Genomic DNA, 23,640 nt, shown 5'->3' with positions numbered 1-23,640 from the left:
GCTCCCCTCCGCTCAGGGGAGCAGCGCCGTTCTCGCGTCCTCCAGCCGAGCCAGCGCGACCTCCCACGGGATCCGCTCCTGCTCCAGGCGCACGTCGCCCTCCGCCCGCACCCGGGCGAGTGCCCGCGCCTCCTGCCCCGTCAGCGTGTCGAACTCACCGCGATGTGGCTTCTCCTCCCGCACCCACAGATCCCGGTGGTCGACGAGCGTCTGCTCGTCCATGAGGACGCTCGTGACCTGCGGCAGATGCGTCCGCAGCCGGTGGAGGATCGCGAATCCGTGCGAATCCAGGTCGCCCCAGTAGAGGATCGGGACGTTCCGCAGCCACTCGACGCGCTCGAGGACGGACACCGCGTACCCGGACCCGTGCACCGCGACGACGCCGTCCCAGCCGGGCAGCGCGAGCATCGATTCGAGGTTCTCGCTCACGAGCACCAGCCGCGGCCGCAGCGGGAGTCTCGCGACCTCGTCGACGGGTGACGCGAGGTCCCGCAGTCCGCCCAGTGCCCCGCTGCCGGACTCCTGCCCGGCCACGACCCCCGCGTCGAGGATCCGGATCCGCACCCGGTCCTCCGGATCGAGGATCTCGAGTTCCCGCCCGCCCGTCAGCACGGTGTGCAGCGCGCTCACCAGTGACCGGTGACGGGCGAACCACTTCGAGTCCACACCGCGCAGCGGCATCTGGCGCGGCCGCATCCGCCCGCCCGGGTGCGCGGCCAGCCACGCCGCCGCCTCGAGCACCTGTGCGAACCCCGCCTCGTCCAGTCCCGCGATCGCCGCCCGGTGCCGGCGCAGCGCCTGGGCCAACCCGTCGCCGAGGTCGTGGTCACCTGAACCGTCCCGCTCACCGCCGCGCAGGAACCTCTCCCGCAGCTGCCGCGCCCGCTCCGCGAGGCTGCGCCACGCCGTGGCCGCCTCCCCACCGGCGAACCAGGCGAGCGCCGCCGGGTCCGCCAGGCGCAGTCGCACGGGCACCGTCTGCCCGCCCACCCGCGACCATGCGCGGTGCTCCCAGTCGACAACGACTCCGTGCGCACCGTCGACGGCCCGCCAGTCGCCCACCCACGTGAGCACGGCGGCCTTGTCCGCCAGCACCTGCGCCTCCGTGGGCGGTTTGAGTCCCAGCGCGAAGCCCTCGTCCACGGTCCCCGTGGACACGAGCAGCCCGGCCCAGTCTCCCGTACGGGACCGCAGGCGCTTCGCGGCGGCGACCCGGGCCTCGGCGACGGTGATCATCCGGCCCCACCGGCAGAGTCCCCGTCACCGGCAGAGTCCTCCGCCCACTCCATCGTCGACACGACGGACTTCTGCCGGGTGGGGTTCTCCACAGACGTCGCCGCACCCACGTACGGCTCGATCGTCTGCAGCAGCTTCTGCGGCGTCGCGAGCACCAGGTGGAAGCCGAACGCGACGAACACGTCCAGCGCCATCCGCGTGTAGCGGGTGTCGGCCTTGTCGAACGCCTCGTCCAGGACGATCGTGCCGTAGCGGGACACGTCCTCGTCCGGCTCCGCCAGCTGGTACCGCAGAGCCGCGGCCAGGCAGAACACGACGAGCTTCTGCTGCTGCCCACCGGACAGCGCGGCCCCGGAGTCGTACGCCGTCTGCGCCACGCCCGCCTCGTCGATCTCCTCCGCCAGGAACGTGACGTGCAGGCGCGTGTCCAGGCACTGGTTCCGCCACACGCGGTCGACGTGCTCGCTGGAGGCGAACCGGCGCATGAGCTCCGCGAGGATCCCGAATGTCGTCTCCGCCTGCTCCAGGTCCGGCTGCTCCCAGCTGCCGGCCGTGATCGACCGCAGGTCCTCGATGAATCGCTTGACGGTGTCCGACCGGCGCAGCTTGGGCTTGATCCGCAGGTACCGGCCCTCGTCGAACTTCGACCGGCCCAGCGATTCGTTCACCCGGTCGACGCGGTCCTCGATCTCGCGGAACGAGCCCAGGATGTCGCTCAGCAGTTCGCCGATCAGGTCGCGCGACCGCTCCTGCAGCATCGTGAGGAACCGCGCCTCGTGCTCCGGCAGGCCGTGCGCCTCGATCCCCTCGAGGATCGCGAGGTAGCCGGCCCGGTCCGCGACGTCGGCAGTCAGATTCGCCGAGGCCGCAGGCCACCGCTCCTTGAACTGGACTGCCAGCCGGGTCAGGGCCGACTCCGCCCGCCCGGCCGCGGACCGCGCCCGGTCCTGCTCCTCGTGCAGTGCGGTCGCGACCTGCTGGCCCACGTCCGAAAGGCTCGCCCGGCTGATGCTGCGCTGGATCCGACGGAAGCGCTCCTCGAGGATGCGCGCCAGCTCCGCCGGGACCTCCGCAATCCGCCCGTCGCCGATCGCGTGCTCCAGCTGCGCGATCTCCGCCTCGATCCGCTCCCGCTCCTGTCGGGTCTCGCGCAGGAGGTGACGGGCCTCCTCCGCCTCCTTCCGGGTGACGTCGCGCAGGTGGCGGGCCTCGTCCGCCGCCGTGACGGCTGCGGCCAGGTCGCTGTCCTCCGCGGTCAGGGCCATGAGCCGGCTCTCCAGGTCCGTGACGACGCGCTGGGCCGCGGCACGGTCGACGGCATTCCACGACTGCTCCCGGATGCTCGCCAGGACGCCGGCCCGGTGCTGGGCGCGGTCGCGTGCGGCGGTCGCCTCGTCGACCACCTTCTGCGCGGCCTCGCACTCCGCGTGGGCCTCCTGGCGCCGCGCGATGAGCGCCTCGACCTTCGCCTCCCGATCGCCCAGCACCCAGTGGCTGCGGTCGTCGATCCGCGACCGGTCGTCCTTCTCGTACCGGGTGCGCGAGGACTTCAGCTGCCCGTTGATCGTGACGGCGCGGTGGTGGTCGTCCAGCGCGTCCGGCGAGTCGACGCACGCGATGTCGAAGCGCTCCGCCAGAGTCGCCCGCACCCAGTCGCCGAACCGGTCCTCCTTCACCTGGACGCGGTGGACCAGCGAGAGGTCGCTGCGCAGCGGCCGCGGCGGAGGCTGCTCCGCGGTGACCTCCTCGAACACGAGACGCGCGCGGATCCGGTGGGCGTCCACCCACTGGCGGACCGTGCGGATGTGCTCGCTGCGGACCAGCAGGGTGAGCGCCAGGGGCCGCAGCACCCGCTCGATCGCACCGGTCCAGTCCGCGTACTCGCGCCCCACCTCGATGAGCTCCGCCGCGAACGGCAGCGCGGACTCCGGCAGTCCGGTCCCCGCGCTGATCTCGCGGCGGACGGCCAGGAGGTTCCCGGGCACGGTCGAACCGCTGCGGCGCAGTTCTGCGATCGCCTCGTCGATCTCGCGCAGCTCGCGCCTGGCCGCGAAGTAGCGCTCGTTCTGCTGGTGGGTGGGGCCGCCGGGTCCGGACGCCTCGTCGAGGGTGCGGGTGATGCCGGTCTGCAGTTCCGCGAACTCCGCCGCGGTCGTGGGCGCCGCGTCGATGCCCGCCTGCGCCAGCTGCCGCCGCAGCGACTCCCAGCGGTCGTCGGTCTGCCGCGCGGCCTCGCGCGCATCGCGGATGCGGTCCTGGAGCGCCTCCGCGTCCGCGCCGCCAGCCTCCATGCTGCGGCGCTGCGCCGCGTCGAAGGCGTCATCCGCACTGCGGGCGGCCTCCTCCGCCTCCTCCACGTCCGCGGCCAGTCCGGACTGCTTCTCGTCCAGCTGGGTGCGCTCGATCCGGGCGAGGTCCAGGGCGCGCCGACGCGTGTACGGGCGCACGGCCGCGGCCAGTTCGCGAGCGCGCTCCGCCGTCTCGCGGGCGCTGTCGTACTCCGCGGACGCGTCCCGCAGCTGGGTCAGGTGGTCGCGCTGCTTCCGCAGCTGGACGACGTGGGCGTGGGCGTCGTTGAGCTCGCCGAACTGCTCGACCGCCGTGTCCGCCAGGGCGAAGGTGCCGGGCCGCTCCAGCATGTGCTCCCGGAACAGCTGGTCGAGGCTGTCGAGACTCTTGGCCGACTGCGTCTTGTGGAGCAGCTGCAGCGCGGACTCGTGCGCGATGCCGAACACGCTGCGCAGGCGGGCGTAGAACTTCCCGTGCGTCCCGTTCGTCGTGATGACGGCGTCCGGGAGCGCGGCCTTCACCTTCCGGGCCTCGATCCCGCCGCGGGCGAACTCCTGGAGGTCCGCCAGATCGACGGCGGACCGGTCCAGCAGGCACAGGTCCGCGATGTCCGCGTTCGTCGTGCCGGTCCCGCGCAGGAAGAACAGCCGCACCAGTGAGACGGGCGCCTGGTCCGCCGCCTCGTAGCGCAGCACGATGCCGCTCCACGTGGCGCCGGGCCGCAGGTAGCGGCTCACGACGCGGTCCTCGTCGTCGTCCGTCGTGCGCGACCACGCGCCGCGCACGTACGACACGATGCTGCGCTGGTCAGACCGCGTGCCCGCGGATTGGGCTGCGACGTTGAACCGCAGCCACTTGTCCGGGGTCAGCACCGCCGCGATCGCATCCAGCAGCGACGACTTGCCGGACCCGGACGGGCCGGTGATGAGGTGTCCCTGGCGTGCGATGGGCAGCCGGTGGATCTCCTTGTCGAACGTCCCCCAATTCGCCACCTGGATCTCCGACAGCCGCCACTGCGAGCGGGTCGCGGCGTCGGCCGTGTCGCCGCCGGTCGCTGCCGTCGCCTCCGGCTCCAGATCGAAGAGTGCCCCCGACGTCATGCGTGCTCCTCCCCGTCTCCCTGGTCTCCCCCATCGCCGAGGCCGCGGTCGGCTTCCCCGCCCCCGTCGCCACCTGCGTCGCCCCCGGAGGCGCCCTCCGGACTGCCGTCCGTGCCGGCGTCCTCGACGCCCGCGATGCGTCGGTACACCGCGGTGAGTTCGCGGACCCGCTCCTCGTCGATGAGGAAGCGGACCATCGGGGAGATCTGGAAGCGCTCCTCACCGGCGGAATGCAGGACGCGCAGCCGGTTGACCATGCGGCCCCACGAGCCGTTGAGGTTGCGCTGGAACGTCGACTCGTCGCCGTCGCGGTAGACGCTCAGCTGCTCGTAGACCTCGTCCTGCCCCACGATGACGCGCTCCTCACCGGGCGCGGTCAGCAGGAACTGGCGCAGCACCAGCAGCATCGCGGTGTCGAGGAAGGTGAGTCGCTCCGCGCGCAGGGCGCTGGGGACCTGGAGGTCGTGGGTCTCGACCTTCCGGGTGAACGCGAACTCGTCGTACTCGTCCAGGACGAGGTCGAGGAACAGGTCGTGGAGCCGCGACCGGATCGTCTCCTGGTCTGCGACGAGCGCCGTCCACAGACCCGGGTTCTGGGCACCGGACACGTACGGTCCCTTGAGCAGTTCGAGGAGCACGCGACGGGACGCCTCGTGCAGAGTCCCCGTGTCCCCCTGCCACAGCGCGGAGGGGGACCCCTCGGCCTCGGCGACGGCGGCCTCGGCGGCGGTATCGGCGACCACGGACTCAGCGTCCGTCTTCGACTCTGTCATGCGTCCACGCTCCTCACGAATACGTACCGGTCGACGACCGCCCGGCGGTGCACTCCGTCCAGGCCGTCCCAGGCGATGTCCTCGCTGGCGGCGTCGTCGATCTCGCCGTGGGTGACGGCCAGCGAGACGAGTCCGATGACGCTCGCGACGCCCTGGGTGGCGGGGTGGGCGGTCAGCACCTGCCCCACGCTCACGGGACCGTCATTCCGCTCGAGCTCCTCGTTGATGTGCCCGACGAGCTCGTCGAAGTCGATCTCCGTCTCCCGCGCGATGGCGGCGAGCGTCGCGACGTCGACGGTGGTGGTCTCCGCCTCGCCCAGCGCCTCACCCGTGTCGTACTCCGTGGGGTCGTGGAGGATGAGCGAGCCGACGCTCGTCATGCGGAGTGTCGACAGCTCCAGCTCGACGCCCACGTCCGCGTACGGCTTCACCTGCGTGCGTGCGGGGACGGCCTGGGCGAGCGCTTCCTGGAGGCGGGTCCGCAGGGCGCGGTCGGTGAGGAACGCGTGCGAGTAGACGTAGCGGCGCAGGCCTCGGGCGAAGTCCGTGAGGCTGCCGTGGACCTGCCGGCTGCCGTCCTTCATGTCGCGCATGAGTCCGCGCAGTGCGCGGCGGGCGCGGGGAGTGAGCTGGTGGGCGAAGTCGCGGTCGAGGACGGCGGACACGTCCTCCTCGAACGCGGCGGACTGCTCCGGGTCGCGGACGAAGGAGGAGAAGGCGGTGAAGGTGCGGCCCTCGTCGGAGGATTCGATGAGGTCGACACCGCGGAAGATGTCGTCCAGGACGTCGTCATCGCCGTCGTCGGCCTCGAGGATGCCGGTGCGCAGGTCCTGGTTGAGCTGGGCGAAGCGGGCGCGGACGCGCGCGAAGTCCGCGGGCATCCCCTGCGCCTGGTGGAGGATGTCCGTGACCCGCTCCTCCGCCCGCTTGGGATCGAGGACGCGGGCCGTCGCGTCGCCGGCGCGCACCCGCTCGATCTCCCGGTCGATGCGGCGGCGCTCGGCCTCCAGAGCGCGGAGGCGGCGGCCGGTGTCCGGGTCCGTCTCGATGGCCAGCTGGTGCAGGGAGGAGGCGAGCGCGACGAGGCGAGACTCCGTCACCGCGGCCGGAGGGGTCTCGAGCTGCTCGAGGATGCGCAGAGCGTCGAAGCCGGCGGCGGACAGCTCGTAGGTCTCACCGCGGGCCTCGGTCGCGGGGCGGCGGACCAGGAGACCTGCATTCCGCCAGTCGTCGCAGAACGCCTTGGCGCGACGGTCAGCGAGGTCGAAGTGGTCGCGCAGGTCGACGAGGTCCGCGTCGATGCGCTCGTGGACCTCATCCGTGTCCAGACGGGTGCCGGGCGCACCCAAGTGCTCGCCCAGGAGCGCCGCCATGACGGCGACGTGGTCCGCCCGCAGCATCCGCAGGGTCGCACTGTCCTGCGCGAGGCGCTTGAAGGCGAGGGCCTGGGAGAGTGCGGACATGCGCACCATTCTGCCGTGGACCGGCACGGGCGCGCGAAGCGGCGAAGGCAGAGCCCGTCCTGGGGCGGCGTGGTCAGGCGGACGCGCCCAGCTGGTAGATCCTCTGTCGGCTCACACCCAGCACCTGTGCGGCCTGGGCAGCGCTGTACCCCTTCTCATGACGAAGCAGCGCCACGGCCTCGCGCTTGAGTGCGGCCGAGCGCTCGAGCACCTTCCGCGCCTCCGCCTCGTCGGCCTCGCCCTCTTCCCAGATCCGGCGAGCCTCAGACTCACCGTCCAGACGCACGCGCACGCGGATGTCTTCCTCGCGGGGGCCGTCCGTATCCCATGCGGCGATGATCCCGCGAGCCTCATCCGCGACGCTGCTCAGATCCACTGCCTGCCCGGTCACGTCGTGCGACGGGACCTCGAACACCCACCATCGCCCTTCGCGACGGACGTCCACGTCCACTGCCGTCGCGGCCTCTGCCATCGCGCTCATCACATCCACTCCCTCGGGATCTCCAGACCCTTGCGCTCGAGCATCTGCAGAACACCCGGCGAGATCTCACGATGCCCCGCAGGCACGGGGACCTTCGCGGTCCCTCCCGCGTTCACCCAGATCTCGTGACTGCCCTTGGCATCGCGCAGGTGTCGCCACCCCTGCGCTCGCAGCTCCCTGAGAACGTCTCGAGTCTTCTGTGGTTTCACAAATTATATCGCACCCCCCTCTTGTCACACATGACAAGGGTCGCTTTACAACTCGCTCGTCCCGCGCCGGCACTGCCACGATGAGCGCCAGCGTACGGAGTGGCGGCCGCACGCAAGCGACTGCGCCAAGTCTGTGGACAGCTCACGTCGCCCGCCGCTGGTTCAGCGCGGCACAGCCACCTGGCCGCGCATGAGGGGGCGCGCCGTGCGGAACAGCGATGCGGACGCGGTCTGTGGAATCCCGTCCTCCAGTCGCACGTCCGCTGCACACGTGACGACGCCCGACGGTGTCGCGAGGCGCAGCGGAGTGTCCTCGTCACGCGCTGCTCCCGCAGAGGCCGCGCCCACGCCCACCGCTTCCTGCACGACAGTGCCGGGGATCTGGGCGGCCGCCGCGGCGCAGAGCGCGGACGTGCCGGGGATCGCCCGGTGCGCCACCTCCATCGACAGCACGCGGGTCACGAGGTCGCAGTCGGTGGCCTCCACCGCCGTCCCGTCCAGCAGGGTCGTGGTCGCAGGCGGTGCGACGAGCGCGATCTTGGGGTGCGCCAGCGGGCTGTCCGCAGGTGTCGCCGCGAGTCCCATCGCGACGGTGCCCGCCCGGCGGATCAGGTCGAGCAGCGCCAGGAGGTCTGCATCCGCATCGATCTGATCCGGTGATTCGGTCCCCGTCAGCCCCACATCGGCGGCCCGGACCAGGACGACAGGCGCGGAGACATCGACCAGTGAGGCCTCGACGGTGCGGTCGCCCAGGTCCAGGCGATCGACCGGGCGGCCCGTGGGAAGGATCGCACCGGCCCGCGACCCGCCAGCTTCCACGTACTGCAGCTCGATGGGCGAGCCGGAGCCCGCCACACCCGGGACGACGAGATCGCCGATAGTCTCCGCGACTCCCCCGCGCACGGTCAGGCGCACGACGATGGTCGCCCCCGTGTTCGTGTTGTGCACGGTGACGGCGGCCGGTCCATCGGCCTCGACGCTCAGGAGTCCCGCCTGCAGGGCGAAGGGGACGACGGCAGACGACAGGTTCCCGCAGTTGCCCGAGTAGTCGACGACCGCCTCATCGACCGCGACCTGCCCGAACGTGTACTCGACGTCCACGCCCTCGCGCTCGGAGGCGGACACGACGACGATCTTCGACAGCGAGGACACCCCGCCGCCCATGCCGTCCAGCTGCCGTCCGAACGGGTCCGGCGACCCCAGTGCGCCCGTGAAGATCCGGTCGCGTGCGGACTGGTCCTCCGGCAGGTCGCGCGCATCGAAGAAGAGGCCCTTGCTGGTGCCTCCCCGCATGAAGATCGCGTCGATCCACTCCATCAGTCGCGCCACTCCCTCACTGGATCTCGCCCATCACCGGGCCCCTCGGCCCGGCCCATTCGCACGGGCCCAGCCTAGGCGCGCGATGCCACTGCTCAGCGCCGCAGCACGCGTGCCGCGAGGGTGTTCCCCACCAGCTGCGCCAGCTGGACGAAGACGATGATGACAACGACGGTCACGAGCGTGACGGTCCAGTCGAACTGCTGGTACCCGTACATGATCGCGAAGTTGCCCAGGCCGCCCCCGCCCACGACGCCCACCATCGCGGACATGTCGACGATCGCGATGAACATGAACGTGTAGCCCAGGATCAGCGGACCCAATGCCTCCGGAATGACGATGCCGAAGAGCGTGCGCAGGCGACCCGCGCCCGCCGCCCGCGCGGCCTCGACGACGCCCGGATCCACACCCACCAGGTTCTGCTCCACGACGCGACCGATGACGACCGCGGCCATGAGCGCCATCGGGAAGACCGCCGCACCCGTGCCGATCGTCGTCCCCAGCAGGGCGAGCGTCACCGGCCCCACCGCGGTGATGAAGATGATGAACGGCACCGGCCGCACGATGTTGACCACCAGGTTGAGAACGGCGAAGACCACCGGCTGCTCGAGCAGATTGCCGGGCCGCGTGGCGTAGAGGGCCGCCCCCAGCACGAGCCCCACGATGCCGGCGACCAGCACCGTCACGGTCACCATGACGAGCGTCTCCTGGATGCTCGTGACGAGCACGGGACGCAGCAGCTCCCAGTTCGTGTCCATCAGACCGTCACCTCCGCGACCCTGTCCGCCGCCTCATCCACGGCGAGCACACGAGCCCTGCCGTCAGCAGTCAGGGCGGCCACGGCCTCGGCGACGGCCTGCTGCGGTCCGCTCAACGCGTAGGTGAGCGTCCCCAGCGGCCGGTTCTGCACCTCTGCCACATCGCCGTGGACGACGGTGCCCGTGACCCCGCGCGCGTCGAGGATCCGGGCGACCTCCGGTGAGCCGAAGTCCTCGTCGATCCGGACGGCGACGAGCGTGCCCGGGTGGCGCTCCTGCAGCCGGCGCAGTGCGGCGGGACCGGGCTCGCCCTTGACGGCGGTCGCGACGAACGCCTGACCGGCCGCGGTCGCAGGCGCGGAGAAGACGTCGTAGGCGCTGCCGTGCTCCGCGACGCGGCCCCCGTCCAGCACGACGACGGAATCGCAGATCTCCCGCACGACGGCCATCTCGTGGGTGATGACGACGATCGTCGTGCCGAACTCCTCGTTGATCCGGGTCAGGAGGCCCAGGATGTCCGCCGTCGTCTCCGGGTCCAGCGCGGACGTCGCCTCGTCCGCCAGGAGCAGGGTGGGCGAGGAGGCGAGCGCTCGGGCGATGCCCACGCGCTGCTTCTGCCCGCCGGACAGCTGCGACGGGTAGGCCCGCGCTCGGTCCGCCAGTCCCACGAACTCGAGGACCTCGGCGACCCGGGCCTGGACCTCCGCGCGCGGGCGGCCGGCGACGCGCAGCGGATACCCGACGTTCCCGGCCACGGTCCGCGAGGCGAAGAGGTTGAAGTGCTGGAAGATCATCCCGATCCCCCGCCGGACCCGCTGGAGCTGCGCCTCGCCCAGCCCGGTCAGGTCCGTGCCGTCGACGATGACGCTGCCGGAGGTGGGCGTGTCCAGCGCGTTGATGAGGCGCACGAGGGTCGACTTGCCGGCACCCGAATGGCCGATGATGCCCAGGATCGATCCCTGCGGGATGTCGAGGGTGATCCCGTCGAGCGCGCGGCGGGAGGTGTCCGGGGCCGCGGCGCGCAGGCCCAGCAGCCGGCGGCGGCCCGGGTACTCCTTGACGACGTCGCGGAAGCGGACGTGGGGATGGGGGCGATCGCGTGTCATGCGTTCTCCTGGTGTGCGCAGGGCGCCTGCGGCCAGCGTGAGGGGACCGCACCAGGACAGCAGTCCGGCACCCAGGATGTGACCCCGGCGACACAGAACTTCTGATGTCGTCACAATCGAGCGCGGATCGATCCGATTGCGTCATCCCGGGTCCTCAGGTGACAACAGCCGAGCAGCGGATCGCCCCGTGCTCCCTACGGTGGCGGCGTCCGCACGTTCCTCATGCGGCCGGACCTGACGAGGAGATCACATGACCCGCACATCGCTGACCACCGCCCGGGCGCTCACCGCCATCCCCGCCGTCCTGGCACTCGCCGCACTGACAGCGTGCGGTGGGACGGCCTCGGCGGGCGAGGAGGACAGCAGCACCGTCACCATCGCCGTCGACGACGGCCAGGAGCCGCACTGGCAGCTCATCCGCGACCTCGTCGCCGAGGAGGGCATCGACCTGGAGGTGGAGAGCTTCACCGACGGTCCCCAGATCAACTCCGCGACCCAGAACGGCGATGTCGACCTCAACCTCTTCCAGCACCTCGCGTTCCTCGCCCAGTTCAACGTGAACTCGGACGGCGATCTGGTGCCCGTGGGCGCGACCGCCGTCTACCCGCTGGCCCTCTTCTCCACGGAGCACGCCTCGCTCGAGGATCTGCCGGCGGACGCGGAGATCGCGATCCCCAGCAACCCCACGAACCAGGCGCGAGCCCTGCTGAACCTCCAGGACGCGGGGCTCCTGACGCTGGTGGACGGAGGGAACTCCCTGTCCACGCCCGCAGAGATCGAGTCCGGGGACGTGACGATCACGCCGGTCGACACGAACCAGACCGTCAACGCACTGAACGGTGCTGCGGATGCCGCCGTCGTCAACAACACGCAGGCCTCGCGCGGCGGGCTCACGGACGACGACATCATCTACAAGGACGACCTGGACTCCGGCACGAACGACCCCTACATCAACGTGTTCGTCGCGAAGGAGGAGAACGCGGACGACCCGCGCTTCCAGACGATCATCGAGGCGTACCACTCGCCCGAGGTGCAGGAGGCCGTCTCCGAGCTCAACAACGGCAATGTCGAGTTCAAGGAGGACTGGACCGCAGAGGAGCTGCGCGCGCTCCTCGAGGACGAGGAACAGGTCGCGGCATCCGGCGACGGCCGGACGAGCTGACCCGCACCCCTGCTGACCAGGCACGATCACGCGTTCGGATGATCACGCCCACCCATACCCCACGGAGGAATCATGAGCATCGAAACCCTGCCGATCCTGGACCTGTCTCTGGCCGACGACCCCGCGACCGCACCCGCATTCCGCGAGAAGCTGCGGGAGGTCACCCACACGGTCGGCTTCTTCTACCTCACGGGGCACGGCATCCCCGATGAGGACTTCGACCGGATCATCGAGGTGGCCCAGCGCTTCTTCGCACTGCCAGAGGACGAGAAGCTTGCGATCGAGAACGACCACTCCCCGCACTTCCGCGGCTACACACGAACCGGGGGCGAGCGCACGCGCGGCGAGGTCGACTGGAGGGAGCAGATCGACATCGGCCTGGACCGCGCGCCCCTGACGGAGGAGGAGATCGAGTTCCCGTTCGACCGCCTCACGGGCCCCAACCAGTACCCGGAGAACCTGCCGGAGCTCAAGGAGGCCACGGACCGCTGGCACGCGCAGCTCTCCGCTGTGGGCGACCGCTTGCTGTCCGAGTGGGCCCAGAGCCTGGGCCAGCCCGCGGACCTCTTCGCGCAGGCCTTCGCAGACGACCCCGCCTCCTTCATCAAGATCGTCCGCTATCCGGCGACGGAGGACGGCGCGATCACGCAGGGTGTGGGCGAGCACCGCGACGGCGGAACCCTCACGCTGCTCTACCCGCAGCCGGGGACCACGGGACTCCAGGTGAAGACGGACGACGGGTGGATCGACGCGGACCCGATCCCACACGCTTTCGTCGTCAACATCGGCAAGCTGCTCGAGGTTGCGACCGACGGCTACCTCACGGCGACCGTGCACCGCGTCCTGCCCACCCGACCCGGTGAGGACCGCATCTCCATCCCGTTCTTCTACAACCCCTCGCTGCGCTCGCAGCTGCCGCGGGTCGAGCTCCCGGCGCAGCTCAAGGAGAAGACAAGGGGCGTCTCGCAGGACGAGCTGGACGTGCTGCACGCGGTCTACGGCGAGAACGCGTTCGCCTCACGACTGCGCTCGCACCCCAACGTCGCGCAGAAGTACTACGCGGAGCACCTCGTGCCCCAGGCGTGATGGTGTGGCCCGTCCCGGCGGCGAGGCGGGCCACACCTCACTCCACCAGCCGCGCCACCGTCCGTTCGATCGCCTTCGTCGTCCGCTCGAGCGAGTCCAGGTCGACCCACTCCGCGCGGGAGGTCATCGGTCCTGACTTCATCGCCTCCGGCATCATCCCCGATTCCCTCCTGTCGGATCGCCTCGTCTCCGAGGTCCTGCTCCCCCCACGCCGTCCGTGCCGCGCGCCTGACGTCGAGCGACGCATTCGGATTCGGGGTCACGAACGAACTGTGCAGCACTGCCGATTACCCGGTGTCCCAACGATGGGCCTCGGCATTCCACCGCGACCGCTTCGACGGAATCTGGTACCAGCCCAGGTTCTCCCCCGGGTCAGGCCGCGCGCTGGCTGTCTTCGGGCCCTCCGGACCCCGCGACGACAGCGCACTGACGCAGACTCCCCTCGCGACGGTGATCCGCACGATGCCGGGGCTCACGATCGCCCGGACGCATGACCGACGAGAGTACGAGGTCCTCGACGAACCGCGGGGGAGCAGCGCCTAGAGCCAGCCGTTGTCGCGGGCGGTGAGGGCGGCCTCGGTCCGGTTGGCCGCATGTGTCTTCCCGATCGCCGAGGACAGGTGGTTGCGCACCGTGCCCGGCGAGAGGAACAGCGCGGCGGCGATCTGACGGACGCTCGACCCGTCCAGCGCGGCCCTCAGCACGTCCCGCTCGCGGTCCGTCAGCGGGTTCGCACCGGACACCAGGGTCTCCGCCGCCAGTGAGGGATCGACGACCCGCTGCCCGGCGTGCACCGCGCGGACGGCCTCGGCCAGCTGCTCGGCCGGGGTGTCCTTCACGACGAATCCGCTGGCCCCGGCCTCCAGCGCCCGCCGCAAGTAGCCGGGCCGGCCGAAGGTCGTGACGATGAGCGACCGGCATCCGGTCCCACCGGCGGCGATCGCGCGGGCGGCCTCGATCCCGTCCAGCCCGGGCATCTCGATGTCCAGCAGGGCGACGTCGACCCGCTCCCGGGCGACCGTCTCCGCGACCTCGGTGCCGTCCGCCAGCTGCGCGGCGACCTTGAGGTCGCCCTCCATCTCCAGCAGCGCCGCGAGCGCACCCCGGACCAGCGCCTGGTCGTCCGCCAGGAGCAGTCGGATGGGCGCGCCGCTCACCGGTCCGTCGCTCACAGGCGCACCTCCAGCCTCGTCCCGGGACGCTCCTCGCCCGGGCGCGCGTCCTCCACGGTGAGTGTCCCACCCTCCCGGGCGACGCGGTCCCGCAGGCCGCGCAGCCCGCTGCCGGACGTGGGCACTCTCCCGACCACGGCCTCGGCGGCGGTCCGCCCGACCCCGTCGTCCGCCACGGTGAGCCGGTCCCGGGTCACGGTGACCGCGCACCGGGTCGCGTCCGCGTGGCGGATCACGTTCGTGACCGCCTCGCGCAGGCACCACGCGAACAGCTGGCGGCCGGCGGCCGGCAGCGACGCCGAGGCCGTGGTCGACAGGTCCGCCGCGATCCCCGCCGCCTCGAGTGCGCTGCGCGAGGACGCGAGCTGGGCGTCCAGATCCGGGACGTGCTGTCCGCCCACCGCACTGCGGACCTCCGCGAGCGCCTGCCGGGAGACGTCGAGGACCTCGTCGAGCTGGGCCTGCGCCCGCTGCGGGTCGTCCTCCACGAGCTTCCTCGCCAGTTGGGTCTTGAGGGTGATGACGGTGAGGGAGTGCCCCAGGACGTCGTGCACGTCGCGCCCCACCTGCTCGCGCTGCTGGGACAGGGCGAGCTCCTCCCCCAGGATGCGGGACCGCTCCTCACGCTCCATCGCCAGCCGCAGCGCCAGCATGATGAAGAGGGCCAGCACCACCGGGACGATCATCCAGAAGCGCTCACCCGCCGGAGCGATGAGCAGTGCCATCGCGACCCACAGCGCGGCCAGACCCACGGACACGGGCAGTCCCACGCGCAGGTGATGCGGGAAGATCCAGATCGCCAGGGTGAACGGCAGGAAGTTGAACGCGGTGAGTCCGGCACCGGGGGCCGTCGCCGCGACGCTGATGAGCAGCAGGACCGTGACCGCGAGCGTGTTCACCCAGAGCGGGACGCCCCGCACCAACCACGGCCGCACGAAGTGCCCCAGGTAGACGACGACGAAGGCCACCGTCCCCGCCAGGCCCAGGATCGTCGCGCCCATCGGCGCGGGGCCGGCGACGAGGGCGACGACCGGGATCGTGAGGAAGATGAGCCACACGCCCGCCGGGATGAGGACCGGGAGGCGATCCCCCCGCGGCAACGGCTCCTCCGGCCACTCGCCGGGGCCCCAGGGGCCCGCGGTCCCCGCCGCCATCAGCGCGCGTCCGTCCTCAGCCACGGCGCGTGCTGCGGCGCGAGGCGATCAGGCAGAGTACCGCGAAGACGACCGTCCATGCCCCTACGTTTAGCACGATCGCCCAGAGCGGGTCTCCGGCCGGCGCGCCGCCCGAGGTGTCGACGACCGCGCCCTCGAGCTGCGGCCAGCGCGTGAGGGAGGCGATGCCGTAGACGGGAGTGAACTTCGCGATCGTCAGGAGGGTGCCGGTCAACGGCATGAAGAGGTTGCCGAAGAACGCGAGGACGACCAGGATGCCCGAGGCCGCGGAGACCGCCGCTTCGGACCGGAACAGGAGTGCCGCCGCCAGTCCGTAGAGGGCGAAGGGGATGGCGCCCAGCAGCGCCAGCCCGCCGGAGGCCGGCCACATCCACCCCTCGTCGAAGCGGGCGCCGGTCAGGGCCCCCACGACGAAGATCACGACGATGGGCAGGAGGGCGATGCCCAGGGCGACGAGGATCTTCCCCACCATGTAGCCGGATCCGCCCAGCCCGGTCAGGCCCAGCTGGCGGCCCCAGCCCTGCTGCCGTTCGATCGCGGCGGAACCGGCGATCGCGCTCGTGGCCATCGTGGCGCCGTAGACGGCCATTGCGGTCATGTTGTAGGCGGAGACGTTCCCGTGCCCGGCCTCGCCGTCGCCCCACGACGACAGGGCGCCGAACATGATGTAGAGGACGGTGGGCAGCACGACGATGAAGAACGTGGACTCGACCATCCGCACATTGCGCAGCAGTTCCCAGCCGGCGTACCCGGCGATGCGGCGGGCGGTGGACCGGTGCGTGACGGGCGTGGTGGTGGTCGATGCAGTGGCTGTGGTGGTCGATGGTGTGGCGGTCATGTCGGTGCTCCTCATGGCAGGGCCCCTTCCGGGGTGGGGCGGGCAGTGCTGGTGACGCGGGCAGTGCGGGTGCCGGCGGCCTCGGGGGCGGCCTGGGATGCGGTCGCGGGACCGGTTTGGGGACCGGCCTCCGGCGCGTCGTCGGCAGTGAGGTCGAGGAAGACGTCGTCCAGGGAGGCGGCCGTGATGGAGAGGTCGTGGGCCAGGCCCTGACTCAGCAGGACGCGGGCCAGACCGTCCGTGTCCTCCGTCGTGAAACGGACGCGGCCGCTCTGATGGGCGACCGCGTCCTCGATGCCCAGGTCCGCGGCGACCTCCTCCGGGGACCGCGCACCGTCCCAGATACCGGAGAGGGTGCGGTGGCCGGCACGGGTCACCTCGTCGACGGGGCCGTCCACCACGATGCGGCCGGCGCGCATGAGCACGATCCGGTCGGCGAAGTCCGCGGCCTCCTGGAGGAAGTGCGTGGCGAAGACGATGGTGCGACCCCGCTCGGCCTCGGTCTGCATCGTCTCCCAGAACTCCTTGCGGGCGCGCACGTCCATGCCGGCGGTGGGCTCGTCGAGCAGCAGCAGGTCCGGCTCTGTCAGCAGGGCGAGCGCGAAGCGCAGCCGCTGCTGCTCGCCACCGGAGCACTTGCGCACTCGGCGCCGGGCGATGCCGGTGGCGCCGGCGCGCTCGAGTGCCGCGTCGACGGGGATGTGGGCGGCGTGGCAGGCGGCGACCATCGCGACGGTCTCGCGGACGGTCAGGTCGTGGAGGAGGCCGCCGGTCTGGAGCACGGCGCCCACGCGCCCGGCACTCACCGCGGTCTTCGGGGACCCACCCAGAACGGTGAGGGTGCCCGAGGCCGGGGGCGTGAACCCCAGGACCATGTCGAGGAACGTGGTCTTGCCGGCGCCGTTGGCACCCAGCAGGGCGACGATCTCGCCGCGTGGGATCTCGAGGTCCACGCCGGCGACCGCGTGGACGGTCCGGGAGCCGGTGCCGAAGTGGCGGCGGACGCCCGTCGCGTGCAGGGCTGTGGGAGAGGCTGCTGTGTTCATGCCTCCAGTCTGGAGATCCGCGCCCTGCCGAGGATCTGCCGACCGTCACCCATCGCGCATGACATCTGTCAGGGGTGGGCGCTCACCGGGTGCTCGCTCACCGGCGCCCCCTCATTCCTGCGCGAACAGCGACTTCTCCACGGCGTCGGAGATGTGGGCCGAGGTCATGAGCCCGCTCCCGCCGTCGACGATGTACTGCGAACCGGTCACGTACGCGCCCAGCGGTCCGGACATGACCGCCGCCATCGCCCCCAGCTCCGCGGTCGACGCGTAGCGGCCCAGCGGAACGGCCTGCTTCCACATCTCGTCCCCGGTGGGGCCGGCCAGCCGCGCCATGCCCTCCGTCCCCTCGACGGGCCCCGGCACCAGCGAATTCGACCGGATGCCGTGCGGGCCCCATTCGACCGCCAAGTTCTTCATGAGCGCCTCGATGCCGGCCTTCGCCGCACCCACGTGGGCCTGGTACTTCATCGCCTTGTACGCCTGACCGGCGCTGATGAAGAGGATCGAGCCGCGGGTCTTCTTGAGGGACGGGAACGTGGCCCGCGCCGTGTGGTACGCGCCCATGAGGTCGATGTCGACGACGGTCCTGAACGCGTTGGGGCTCATCTTCTCCGCCTGCGCGAAGAAGTTCCCCGCCGCTCCCGCGACCGCGATGCTGATGTCACCCAGCTGGGAGACGGCGTGGTCCACGGAAGCCTGCAGGGCCTCGGCGTCGCGGACGTCCGCGGCCTGGTAGGCGACCTCCGCGCCCAGGTCGCGCAGCTCCTCGGCGGCCGTCGCGAGCCGCTCCTCCGTCCGGCCGCAGATCGCGACCTTCGCCCCGCAGCGCGCGAACGCGCGTGCGATCCCCAGATTGATGCCGGAACCGCCGCCCGTGATGAAGGCGACGTGGCCCTCCAGCAGCGTCGGGGACAGGTTGCTCACCGGATCGTGCGTCGTTGCCTCGGTCATGTCGCTCCTCCTGGACGTCCTCGGGCACACCCATTGTGCGCCATCGTTGATCGAACGCTCAATCGCCGACGTAGGGGAGCGCGGCGGGACGGGCGTCGCCACTCAACCCTTCGCGCGCGCGAGCCCCCGGTGCGCTCCCAGCGCACGCAGCGCGAAGACGATGGCGACGAGGTCGACGACCTCCTGGAGCAGCGCGCCCACGACGGCGGGCAGGTAGCCGAACGAGGCGACGAGCATGAGGCCGACGGAGATGATGATGCCCACCCAGATCGACTGGAGCGCGATGCTCACCGTCCGCCGGGAGACGACCGCGACGTCGGCGACGCGCCTGATGTCGTTCGAGGTGATGACCGCCGAGGCCGACTCGCTCGCGACGGTCGCACCGCGCCCGGCCATCGCGATGCCCACGTCCGCGGCGGCGAGGACGGGCGCGTCGTTGATGCCGTCGCCCACCATGAGGACGGGGCGCGGCTGCAGGCCGCCGACGATCTCGACCTTCGTCTGCGGCGTCGTCTCCGCGTGCACCGTCGTGATGCCGACGGAGGCGGCCACGGCCTCGGCGGTGGACCGCACGTCGCCCGTCACGAGGGCGACGTTCTCGACGCCGGCCTCCCGCAGCCGCCGGACCGTCTCGCCCGCCTTGGGGCGGAGGGGATCGGAGAGGAGGAGGACGCCGGCGTGCTCCTTCCCCACGGAGACGTGGACGGCGGCCGCGCCGCCTTCGAGCTCGGGCCGATCGAACGGGCCGACCGCCTCTTCGATGAAACTGGGCTTGCCGACCCGGACCTCGGTGCCGTCGGCAAGCGTCGCGCGGACGCCGTTCGTCGCGACCTCGTCCGCGGCCGTCACCTCCGGCAGCGTGAGGCCGCGGGCGTGCGCGGCGTCGAGGATGGGCTGGGCGAAGACGTGGACGGAGTACTGTTCGGCGGCGGCCGCGAGGGCGAGGACCTCGTCCTCGGAGCGGGCACCGGGGAGGATGTCGACGACGTCGGCGCGACCCTCGGTGAGGGTGCCGGTCTTGTCGAACGCGGCGGACCGGATGCGGCCCAGCACCTCGAGGACGCCGCCGTCCTTGATGATGACGTTGAGCTTCGCCGCAGAGCTCATCCCGCCCATGAACGCGACGGGTGCCGCGATGAGGAGCGGGCACGGCGTCGCGACGACGAGGACCTCCGCGAACCTCACGGGATCGCCGCTGAGGATCCACGCGAGGACCGCGATGAGGAGCGCGACGGCGGTGAACCCGACGGCGTACCGGTCCGCGAGCCGCACCATCGGTGCGCGCGAGTCGACCGCCTCCCGGACGAGCGCGACGATCGAGGCGTAGTTCGAGTCCGCGGCGGCCTTCGTCGCGCGCATCCTGAAGCTCGCGGTGCCGTTGACGGTGCCGGACAGGAGCGGATCGCCCTCGGTGAAGTGCGTGGGGATCGGCTCGCCCGTCACGGACGACTCGTCGATCGTCGCGGACTCGGAGAGGAGGACGCCGTCGACGGGGAGGATCTCCGACGAGCGCACGAGCAGCGTGTCGCCCACCGCGACCTCGTCGAGCGCGATGGACTCGACCTCGCCCGACTCCGGGTCGACGCGGCCGGCGAACGAGGGGGCGCGGCTGAGGAGGCGATCGAGTTCCCGGGTCGCGCGCCGGGCGGCTAGGTCCTCGAGCGCCTCACCGCCGGTGAGCATGAGGGCGATGATGAGGCCCGCGATGTACTCCCCGACCGCGAGCGTCGCGATCATCGCGATGACGGCGAGGACGTCGAGACCCCACCGGCCGGCGAGGAGGTCGCGCACCATCCCCACCGCGGTCGTGAGGATGACGACGCCGAGGACGAGGTACGCGGTGACGGCGAGCGCGGTCGTCTGGTCCGTCAGCCAGAAGACGATGCCGGCGACGAGGCCCGCGATGACGGCGAGCATGAGGCCCCGCCGCCTGAGGAAGGCGGACACCCCGCCCGAGGCCGTGGTCCCGTCCACTGCTGTCACTCCCGTCCGACGCGGTGCCCGGGTCCGCGCCCGGGCTGCGGGCCTCAGCCTATCGCCCGCCCTCCCAGCGGGCGCGGGCGGCATCCGTGAAGCCGCCGAGGACGACGGCGTGCACCTGCCGGCGCACGGCCTCGACGAGCGGCTGGAGCGTCTCGAGCTCCTGCCTCTGCACGTCCGCGAGTCCCGCGCGCGACAGAAGGCGGGACTCGCGGTACGTGAGGACGACGGCGTGCCGGTTGTCGTCGACCGCCCGGCAGAACTCCGCGAACGCTTCGATGACGGACTCGACGGGGTCGTCGAGGCCCTCGATCGCCTGCGGCACGCGCTCGCGGAACGCGCCCAGGACGCGGGTGATGACGGCGAGGAGGATCTGCTCCTTGTCGGAGAAGTACTTGTAGAGTAGTCCTACGCTCACACTGGCCTCGCGCGCGATCGCCTGCATCGAGACGGCGTTCGACGCCTTCTCCTGCATGAGCGAGAGCGCGGCGTCGACGATCTGGCGAACGCGCACCTGCGCCCGCGCGTCCTGCACGGCCGTGATGACGCGGGTCCTCCTGGGGCGGTGAAGGGTGCTCTCACCGTTGAGTGAACTTCAATTCATTCCTAGTGAACATGAGTTCACGGGGTGCGTCAAGGGAGGATCCGAGCATGAGCGCGAAGCCAGAGCCGCCGGCGTCGGCCGGGTCCACGGAGTCACCGGAGCCGGAAGAGCCGGCAGAGCCCACCGAGCCGACCGGGTCCGGGCAGACCCGACCCGTCTTCGACGCGCACCTGCACATCGTCGATCCGCGGTTCCCCCTCGTGGAGAACAACGGGTACCTGCCGGACCCGTTCACCGTGGATGACTATCGGGAGGCGAACGCGCACCTGACGCCCCATGGCTTCGCGGTGCGCGGCGGGGCGGTCGTCTCCGGATCGTTCCAGGCGTTCGACCAGGGATATCTGGTGGACGCGCTGGCGCAGCTGGGGCCCGGCTTCGCAGGCGTGACGCAGCTGCCGGTCGAGGTCGAGGACCAGGAGATCGACCGGCTGCACGCGGCGGGAGTGCGGGCCGTGCGGTTCAACGTGGCCCGGGGCGGATCCGCGGCACTGGATGACCTGGAGCACCTCGCCCAGCGGGTCCACGACCGGGCGGGCTGGCACGCCGAGCTCTACATCGACGCGCGCACGATCGACGACGACCTGGCCCGCCGGATCGCCGCGCTGCCGGCCGTCAGCATCGACCACCTGGGGATGCACGAGGACGGACTGCCGCAGCTGCTGCGCCTCGTGGAGCAGGGCGTGAAGGTGAAGGCGACGGGGTTCGGCCGCATCGACATGGATCCCGCCCGGACGCTCGCCGCGATCGTCGACGTCGACCCCACCGCCCTCATGGTGGGCACGGACCTGCCGTCGACGCGGGCGCGCCGCCCCTTCCGGCCCGAGGACCTCGCCCTCATCCGGGACACCCTGCCGACGGAGCACCAGCCGGCCGTCTTCTGGCAGAACGCGGCAGAGTTCTACGGCGTGAGCGAGTAGTCCCTCACTCGAAGTACCGCCGCACGTTGCCCACCAGCATCGTCTCGATCTGCTCGTCCGTGACTCCGCGCTCCCGCAGCGCGGGCAGAACGTCGTCGGAGATGTGTCGGTAGTTCCACTGCGGGACCGCCTGCCGCTTCGCTTCCGGGTCGAACCAATCGATGAAGCAGGCCGCGTCGTGGGCGAGGACCATGCGGTCCGCGTATCCGGCCGCCGCCAGCTGCGCGACGGTGTCGACGCGCTGCTCGAACGGGAGGAGGACGTCCAGGCCGAACCGGTCCATGCCCAGGAGCGATCCCGCGTCCGCGACCTCCTTGAGATAGTCGAGGTCCGTCGAGTCACCGGAGTGCCCGATGACCACCTTCGTGAGGTCGACGCCCTCCTCGCGCAGGACGCGCTGGGCCTCGAGGCCGGAGCGGGTGTGCGGATTCGTGTGCACGGTGATGGGCGCGCCGGTGCGCACGTGCGCCTGGCCGACGGCCCGCATGACGCGCTCGACGCCGGGTGTCAGGCCCTGCTCCTCGATCGCGCATTTGAGGAACGCGGCGCGCACGCCGGTGTCCGCGATGCCCTTCGTCAGGTCCTTCACGAACATCTCCGTGAGCGGTTCCGGCTGGTCGAAGAGGAGCCCGGGACCGGTGTAGTGGAACTGGAAGGGGATCTCGTTGTACGTGTACAGGCCGGTCGCCGCAATGATGTTCAGATCGACGCGCTCCGCGATCCGCTGGATGCGGGGGATGTACCGGCCCAGGCCCAGGACCGTGGGGTCCATGATCGAATCGATGCCCAGGCTCGCGAGCTCCGTCAGGTCCGCGACGGCCTTCTCGACCATCGCCTCCTCGTCCCAGTCCTGATAGTTGAGGCGGTGCTCCTCGCCCAGCACGAACACGTGCTCGTGCGCGAGCGTCCTCCCCAGGTCCGCACTGTCGATCGGACCCGTCACCGTCTGCACTTCCGCCATGTCCGCCGTCCTCCCGAGCGTCGTCGCTCGTCAGTGGTCTCCCGGCACCACCTCGCCGTGGTGTCGTGCGTGAGGGGTCGATCGCCCCCACCTGCGACTGTACCCATCTGTGCGAACGGATTCACCGATCTCCGCTGGACCCGAGACGGTCCCGCGGTCGGCTCACCGCGGCCCGCCCCGCGTCACGTGGGCACGGTGCTCAGATCAACGGGTCGCTCACGCGGGCGAGCCGCCCGCGGTCCCCTCCGCGATCGCGACCAGGTCCGCTGCCGCCCCCGTCAACCGCCGAGGCCCCGTCCACACCGCGGTGAACTCCCGTCGCAGGCCCGCGCCTTTCACCCCCGTCGCACGCGCATCAGTCCCACCCGCGCGGGTCGCACTCGCATCGGTGGCGCCCACAGCAGTCGCGCCCACTCCGTCCAGCGGGACACGCAGCAGTTCGCCGGACTCCAGCTGGGCTCGGACGGCGAGCGCACTGAGGACCGCCGGGCCGGCTCCCGAGGCCACCGCGATCCGCACGGCGGCGTTGCTGCCCAGTTCCAGGACAGGCGGGGCCTGCGGGAGATCGCCCAGGACGACCGCCAGGGCGTCGCGGGTGCCGGAACCGCCCTCGCGCACGACCAGCGGAGTCGCGGCCAGCTCGACGGCGTCGACCGGTGCGCTGCGGTCTGCCCACGGGTGGTGCGGGGCGATGACGAGGACCAGTTCGTCCTGGGAGACGACCCGGGAGTGGATGTCGCGGGGGACGTGCGGAGTCTCGATGAAGCCCAGACGCAGACGGCCCGAGCGCACGTCCTCGATGACGCGCGTCGAGTTCTCGACCTCCAGGAGCACGCGCGTGGCGGGCGCAGTGCGCCGCAGGTCCGTCAGCCACAGGGGGACCAGGTGCTCTGCGATCGTCATGCTGGCGCCCACGCGCAGCTCGGGAGCCTCTGCGTCGCGGGTGGTGCGCAGCCAGTCGGTGAAGTGCTGGGCGGCGTCGAGCAGCTCCCGCGCGTGGGCGGCGTAGACCA

Annotated in this window: 22 protein-coding genes; 4 read left to right on the top strand and 18 right to left on the bottom strand. The window is 71.4% G+C overall.

Going from position 1 to position 23,640, the window contains the following annotated elements:
• Positions 1-12: 12 nt before the first annotated feature.
• From HGBR_RS18070 to HGBR_RS13480, 9 genes are all read right to left on the bottom strand, one after another.
• Entirely contained in the window at positions 13-1,236 is a 1,224-nt protein-coding gene (locus tag HGBR_RS18070) for a Wadjet anti-phage system protein JetD domain-containing protein (RefSeq protein ID WP_019159881.1), read from the bottom strand.
• On the bottom strand, positions 1,233-4,625 hold the full coding sequence (locus tag HGBR_RS13515) for an ATP-binding protein (protein ID WP_019159880.1): 3,393 nt from the start codon (positions 4,623-4,625) through the stop codon (positions 1,233-1,235). Before HGBR_RS13515 ends, HGBR_RS18070 begins: the two co-directional genes overlap by 4 nt.
• Complete coding sequence (locus HGBR_RS13510) at positions 4,622-5,398, bottom strand: DUF4194 domain-containing protein (RefSeq protein ID WP_019159879.1); 777 nt, start codon at positions 5,396-5,398, stop codon at positions 4,622-4,624. The genes HGBR_RS13515 and HGBR_RS13510 overlap by 4 nt, the downstream gene beginning before the upstream one ends.
• A complete protein-coding gene (locus HGBR_RS13505; RefSeq protein ID WP_019159878.1) occupies positions 5,395-6,861 on the bottom strand; it encodes a DUF3375 domain-containing protein in 1,467 nt (488 codons plus the stop codon). Before HGBR_RS13505 ends, HGBR_RS13510 begins: the two co-directional genes overlap by 4 nt.
• Positions 6,862-6,934: 73 nt before the next feature.
• Positions 6,935-7,342, bottom strand: a complete 408-nt coding sequence (locus HGBR_RS13500; RefSeq protein WP_026077600.1) for an antitoxin HicB — start codon at positions 7,340-7,342, stop codon at positions 6,935-6,937.
• Positions 7,342-7,551 carry a type II toxin-antitoxin system HicA family toxin gene (locus HGBR_RS13495; protein ID WP_026077599.1) on the bottom strand — a complete coding sequence of 70 codons (210 nt, stop codon included), beginning with the start codon at positions 7,549-7,551 and terminating at the stop codon, positions 7,342-7,344. The genes HGBR_RS13500 and HGBR_RS13495 overlap by 1 nt, the downstream gene beginning before the upstream one ends.
• A gap of 162 nt (positions 7,552-7,713) precedes the next feature.
• Complete coding sequence (locus HGBR_RS13490; RefSeq protein WP_019159875.1) at positions 7,714-8,868, bottom strand: PrpF domain-containing protein; 1,155 nt, start codon at positions 8,866-8,868, stop codon at positions 7,714-7,716.
• Positions 8,869-8,963: 95 nt separating this feature from the next.
• On the bottom strand, positions 8,964-9,626 hold the full coding sequence (locus tag HGBR_RS13485; protein ID WP_019159874.1) for a methionine ABC transporter permease: 663 nt from the start codon (positions 9,624-9,626) through the stop codon (positions 8,964-8,966).
• Positions 9,626-10,732 carry a methionine ABC transporter ATP-binding protein gene (locus HGBR_RS13480; RefSeq protein WP_019159873.1) on the bottom strand — a complete coding sequence of 369 codons (1,107 nt, stop codon included), beginning with the start codon at positions 10,730-10,732 and terminating at the stop codon, positions 9,626-9,628. Before HGBR_RS13480 ends, HGBR_RS13485 begins: the two co-directional genes overlap by 1 nt.
• A 250-nt stretch (positions 10,733-10,982) precedes the next feature.
• Here HGBR_RS13480 and HGBR_RS13475 point away from each other — a divergent pair, with 250 nt between their 5' ends.
• The 3 genes from HGBR_RS13475 to HGBR_RS21175 all read left to right on the top strand — a co-directional run bounded on the left by HGBR_RS13475 (position 10,983) and on the right by HGBR_RS21175 (position 13,523).
• A complete protein-coding gene (locus HGBR_RS13475; protein WP_019159872.1) occupies positions 10,983-11,894 on the top strand; it encodes a MetQ/NlpA family ABC transporter substrate-binding protein in 912 nt (303 codons plus the stop codon).
• Positions 11,895-11,966: 72 nt separating this feature from the next.
• The gene (locus HGBR_RS13470; RefSeq protein ID WP_019159871.1) at positions 11,967-12,980 is read left to right on the top strand and encodes an isopenicillin N synthase family dioxygenase; all 1,014 of its coding nucleotides are present in this window, start codon (positions 11,967-11,969) and stop codon (positions 12,978-12,980) included.
• A 132-nt stretch (positions 12,981-13,112) separates the two neighbouring features.
• Positions 13,113-13,523 (top strand): RES domain-containing protein, encoded by a 411-nt coding sequence (locus HGBR_RS21175; protein WP_083882902.1) that lies wholly within the window; start codon positions 13,113-13,115, stop codon positions 13,521-13,523.
• Here the strand turns inward: HGBR_RS21175 and HGBR_RS13455 are convergent.
• The 7 genes from HGBR_RS13455 to HGBR_RS18060 all read right to left on the bottom strand — a co-directional run bounded on the left by HGBR_RS13455 (position 13,520) and on the right by HGBR_RS18060 (position 20,659).
• Positions 13,520-14,152: a response regulator transcription factor gene (locus HGBR_RS13455; protein WP_019159868.1), complete on the bottom strand. Its 633-nt coding sequence runs from the start codon at positions 14,150-14,152 to the stop codon at positions 13,520-13,522. The genes HGBR_RS21175 and HGBR_RS13455 overlap by 4 nt on opposite strands.
• On the bottom strand, positions 14,149-15,330 hold the full coding sequence (locus tag HGBR_RS18065; protein WP_245533349.1) for a sensor histidine kinase: 1,182 nt from the start codon (positions 15,328-15,330) through the stop codon (positions 14,149-14,151). Before HGBR_RS18065 ends, HGBR_RS13455 begins: the two co-directional genes overlap by 4 nt.
• Complete coding sequence (locus HGBR_RS13445; RefSeq protein WP_019159866.1) at positions 15,323-16,165, bottom strand: ABC transporter permease; 843 nt, start codon at positions 16,163-16,165, stop codon at positions 15,323-15,325. Before HGBR_RS13445 ends, HGBR_RS18065 begins: the two co-directional genes overlap by 8 nt.
• A gap of 11 nt (positions 16,166-16,176) precedes the next feature.
• Positions 16,177-17,211: an ABC transporter ATP-binding protein gene (locus tag HGBR_RS13440; protein ID WP_019159865.1), complete on the bottom strand. Its 1,035-nt coding sequence runs from the start codon at positions 17,209-17,211 to the stop codon at positions 16,177-16,179.
• A 111-nt stretch (positions 17,212-17,322) separates the two neighbouring features.
• Positions 17,323-18,165 carry an SDR family oxidoreductase gene (locus HGBR_RS13435; protein ID WP_019159864.1) on the bottom strand — a complete coding sequence of 281 codons (843 nt, stop codon included), beginning with the start codon at positions 18,163-18,165 and terminating at the stop codon, positions 17,323-17,325.
• A 102-nt stretch (positions 18,166-18,267) separates the two neighbouring features.
• Positions 18,268-20,139 (bottom strand): heavy metal translocating P-type ATPase, encoded by a 1,872-nt coding sequence (locus HGBR_RS13430; RefSeq protein WP_019159863.1) that lies wholly within the window; start codon positions 20,137-20,139, stop codon positions 18,268-18,270.
• Positions 20,140-20,197: 58 nt separating this feature from the next.
• Positions 20,198-20,659: a TetR/AcrR family transcriptional regulator gene (locus HGBR_RS18060; RefSeq protein WP_147522507.1), complete on the bottom strand. Its 462-nt coding sequence runs from the start codon at positions 20,657-20,659 to the stop codon at positions 20,198-20,200.
• A gap of 137 nt (positions 20,660-20,796) precedes the next feature.
• Between HGBR_RS18060 and HGBR_RS13420 the strand changes: the two genes are divergently transcribed.
• Positions 20,797-21,666: an amidohydrolase family protein gene (locus HGBR_RS13420; protein ID WP_019159861.1), complete on the top strand. Its 870-nt coding sequence runs from the start codon at positions 20,797-20,799 to the stop codon at positions 21,664-21,666.
• 4 nt (positions 21,667-21,670) lie between these two features.
• On the opposite strand, the gene HGBR_RS13415 is transcribed toward HGBR_RS13420, so the two are convergent.
• Both HGBR_RS13415 and HGBR_RS18055 read right to left on the bottom strand, forming a co-directional pair.
• Positions 21,671-22,627, bottom strand: a complete 957-nt coding sequence (locus HGBR_RS13415) for a phosphotriesterase family protein (RefSeq protein WP_019159860.1) — start codon at positions 22,625-22,627, stop codon at positions 21,671-21,673.
• A gap of 216 nt (positions 22,628-22,843) precedes the next feature.
• Positions 22,844-23,640 (bottom strand): LysR substrate-binding domain-containing protein (locus tag HGBR_RS18055; RefSeq protein ID WP_019159859.1); only part of this gene is annotated, 797 nt, incomplete at its 5' end.

This window comes from Brevibacterium senegalense, from assembly GCF_000285835.1.
Lineage (GTDB): Bacteria > Actinomycetota > Actinomycetes > Actinomycetales > Brevibacteriaceae > Brevibacterium > Brevibacterium senegalense.
Note: the sequence above shows the minus strand (reverse complement) of the source record. Positions and strands in the feature narration are given on the sequence as shown.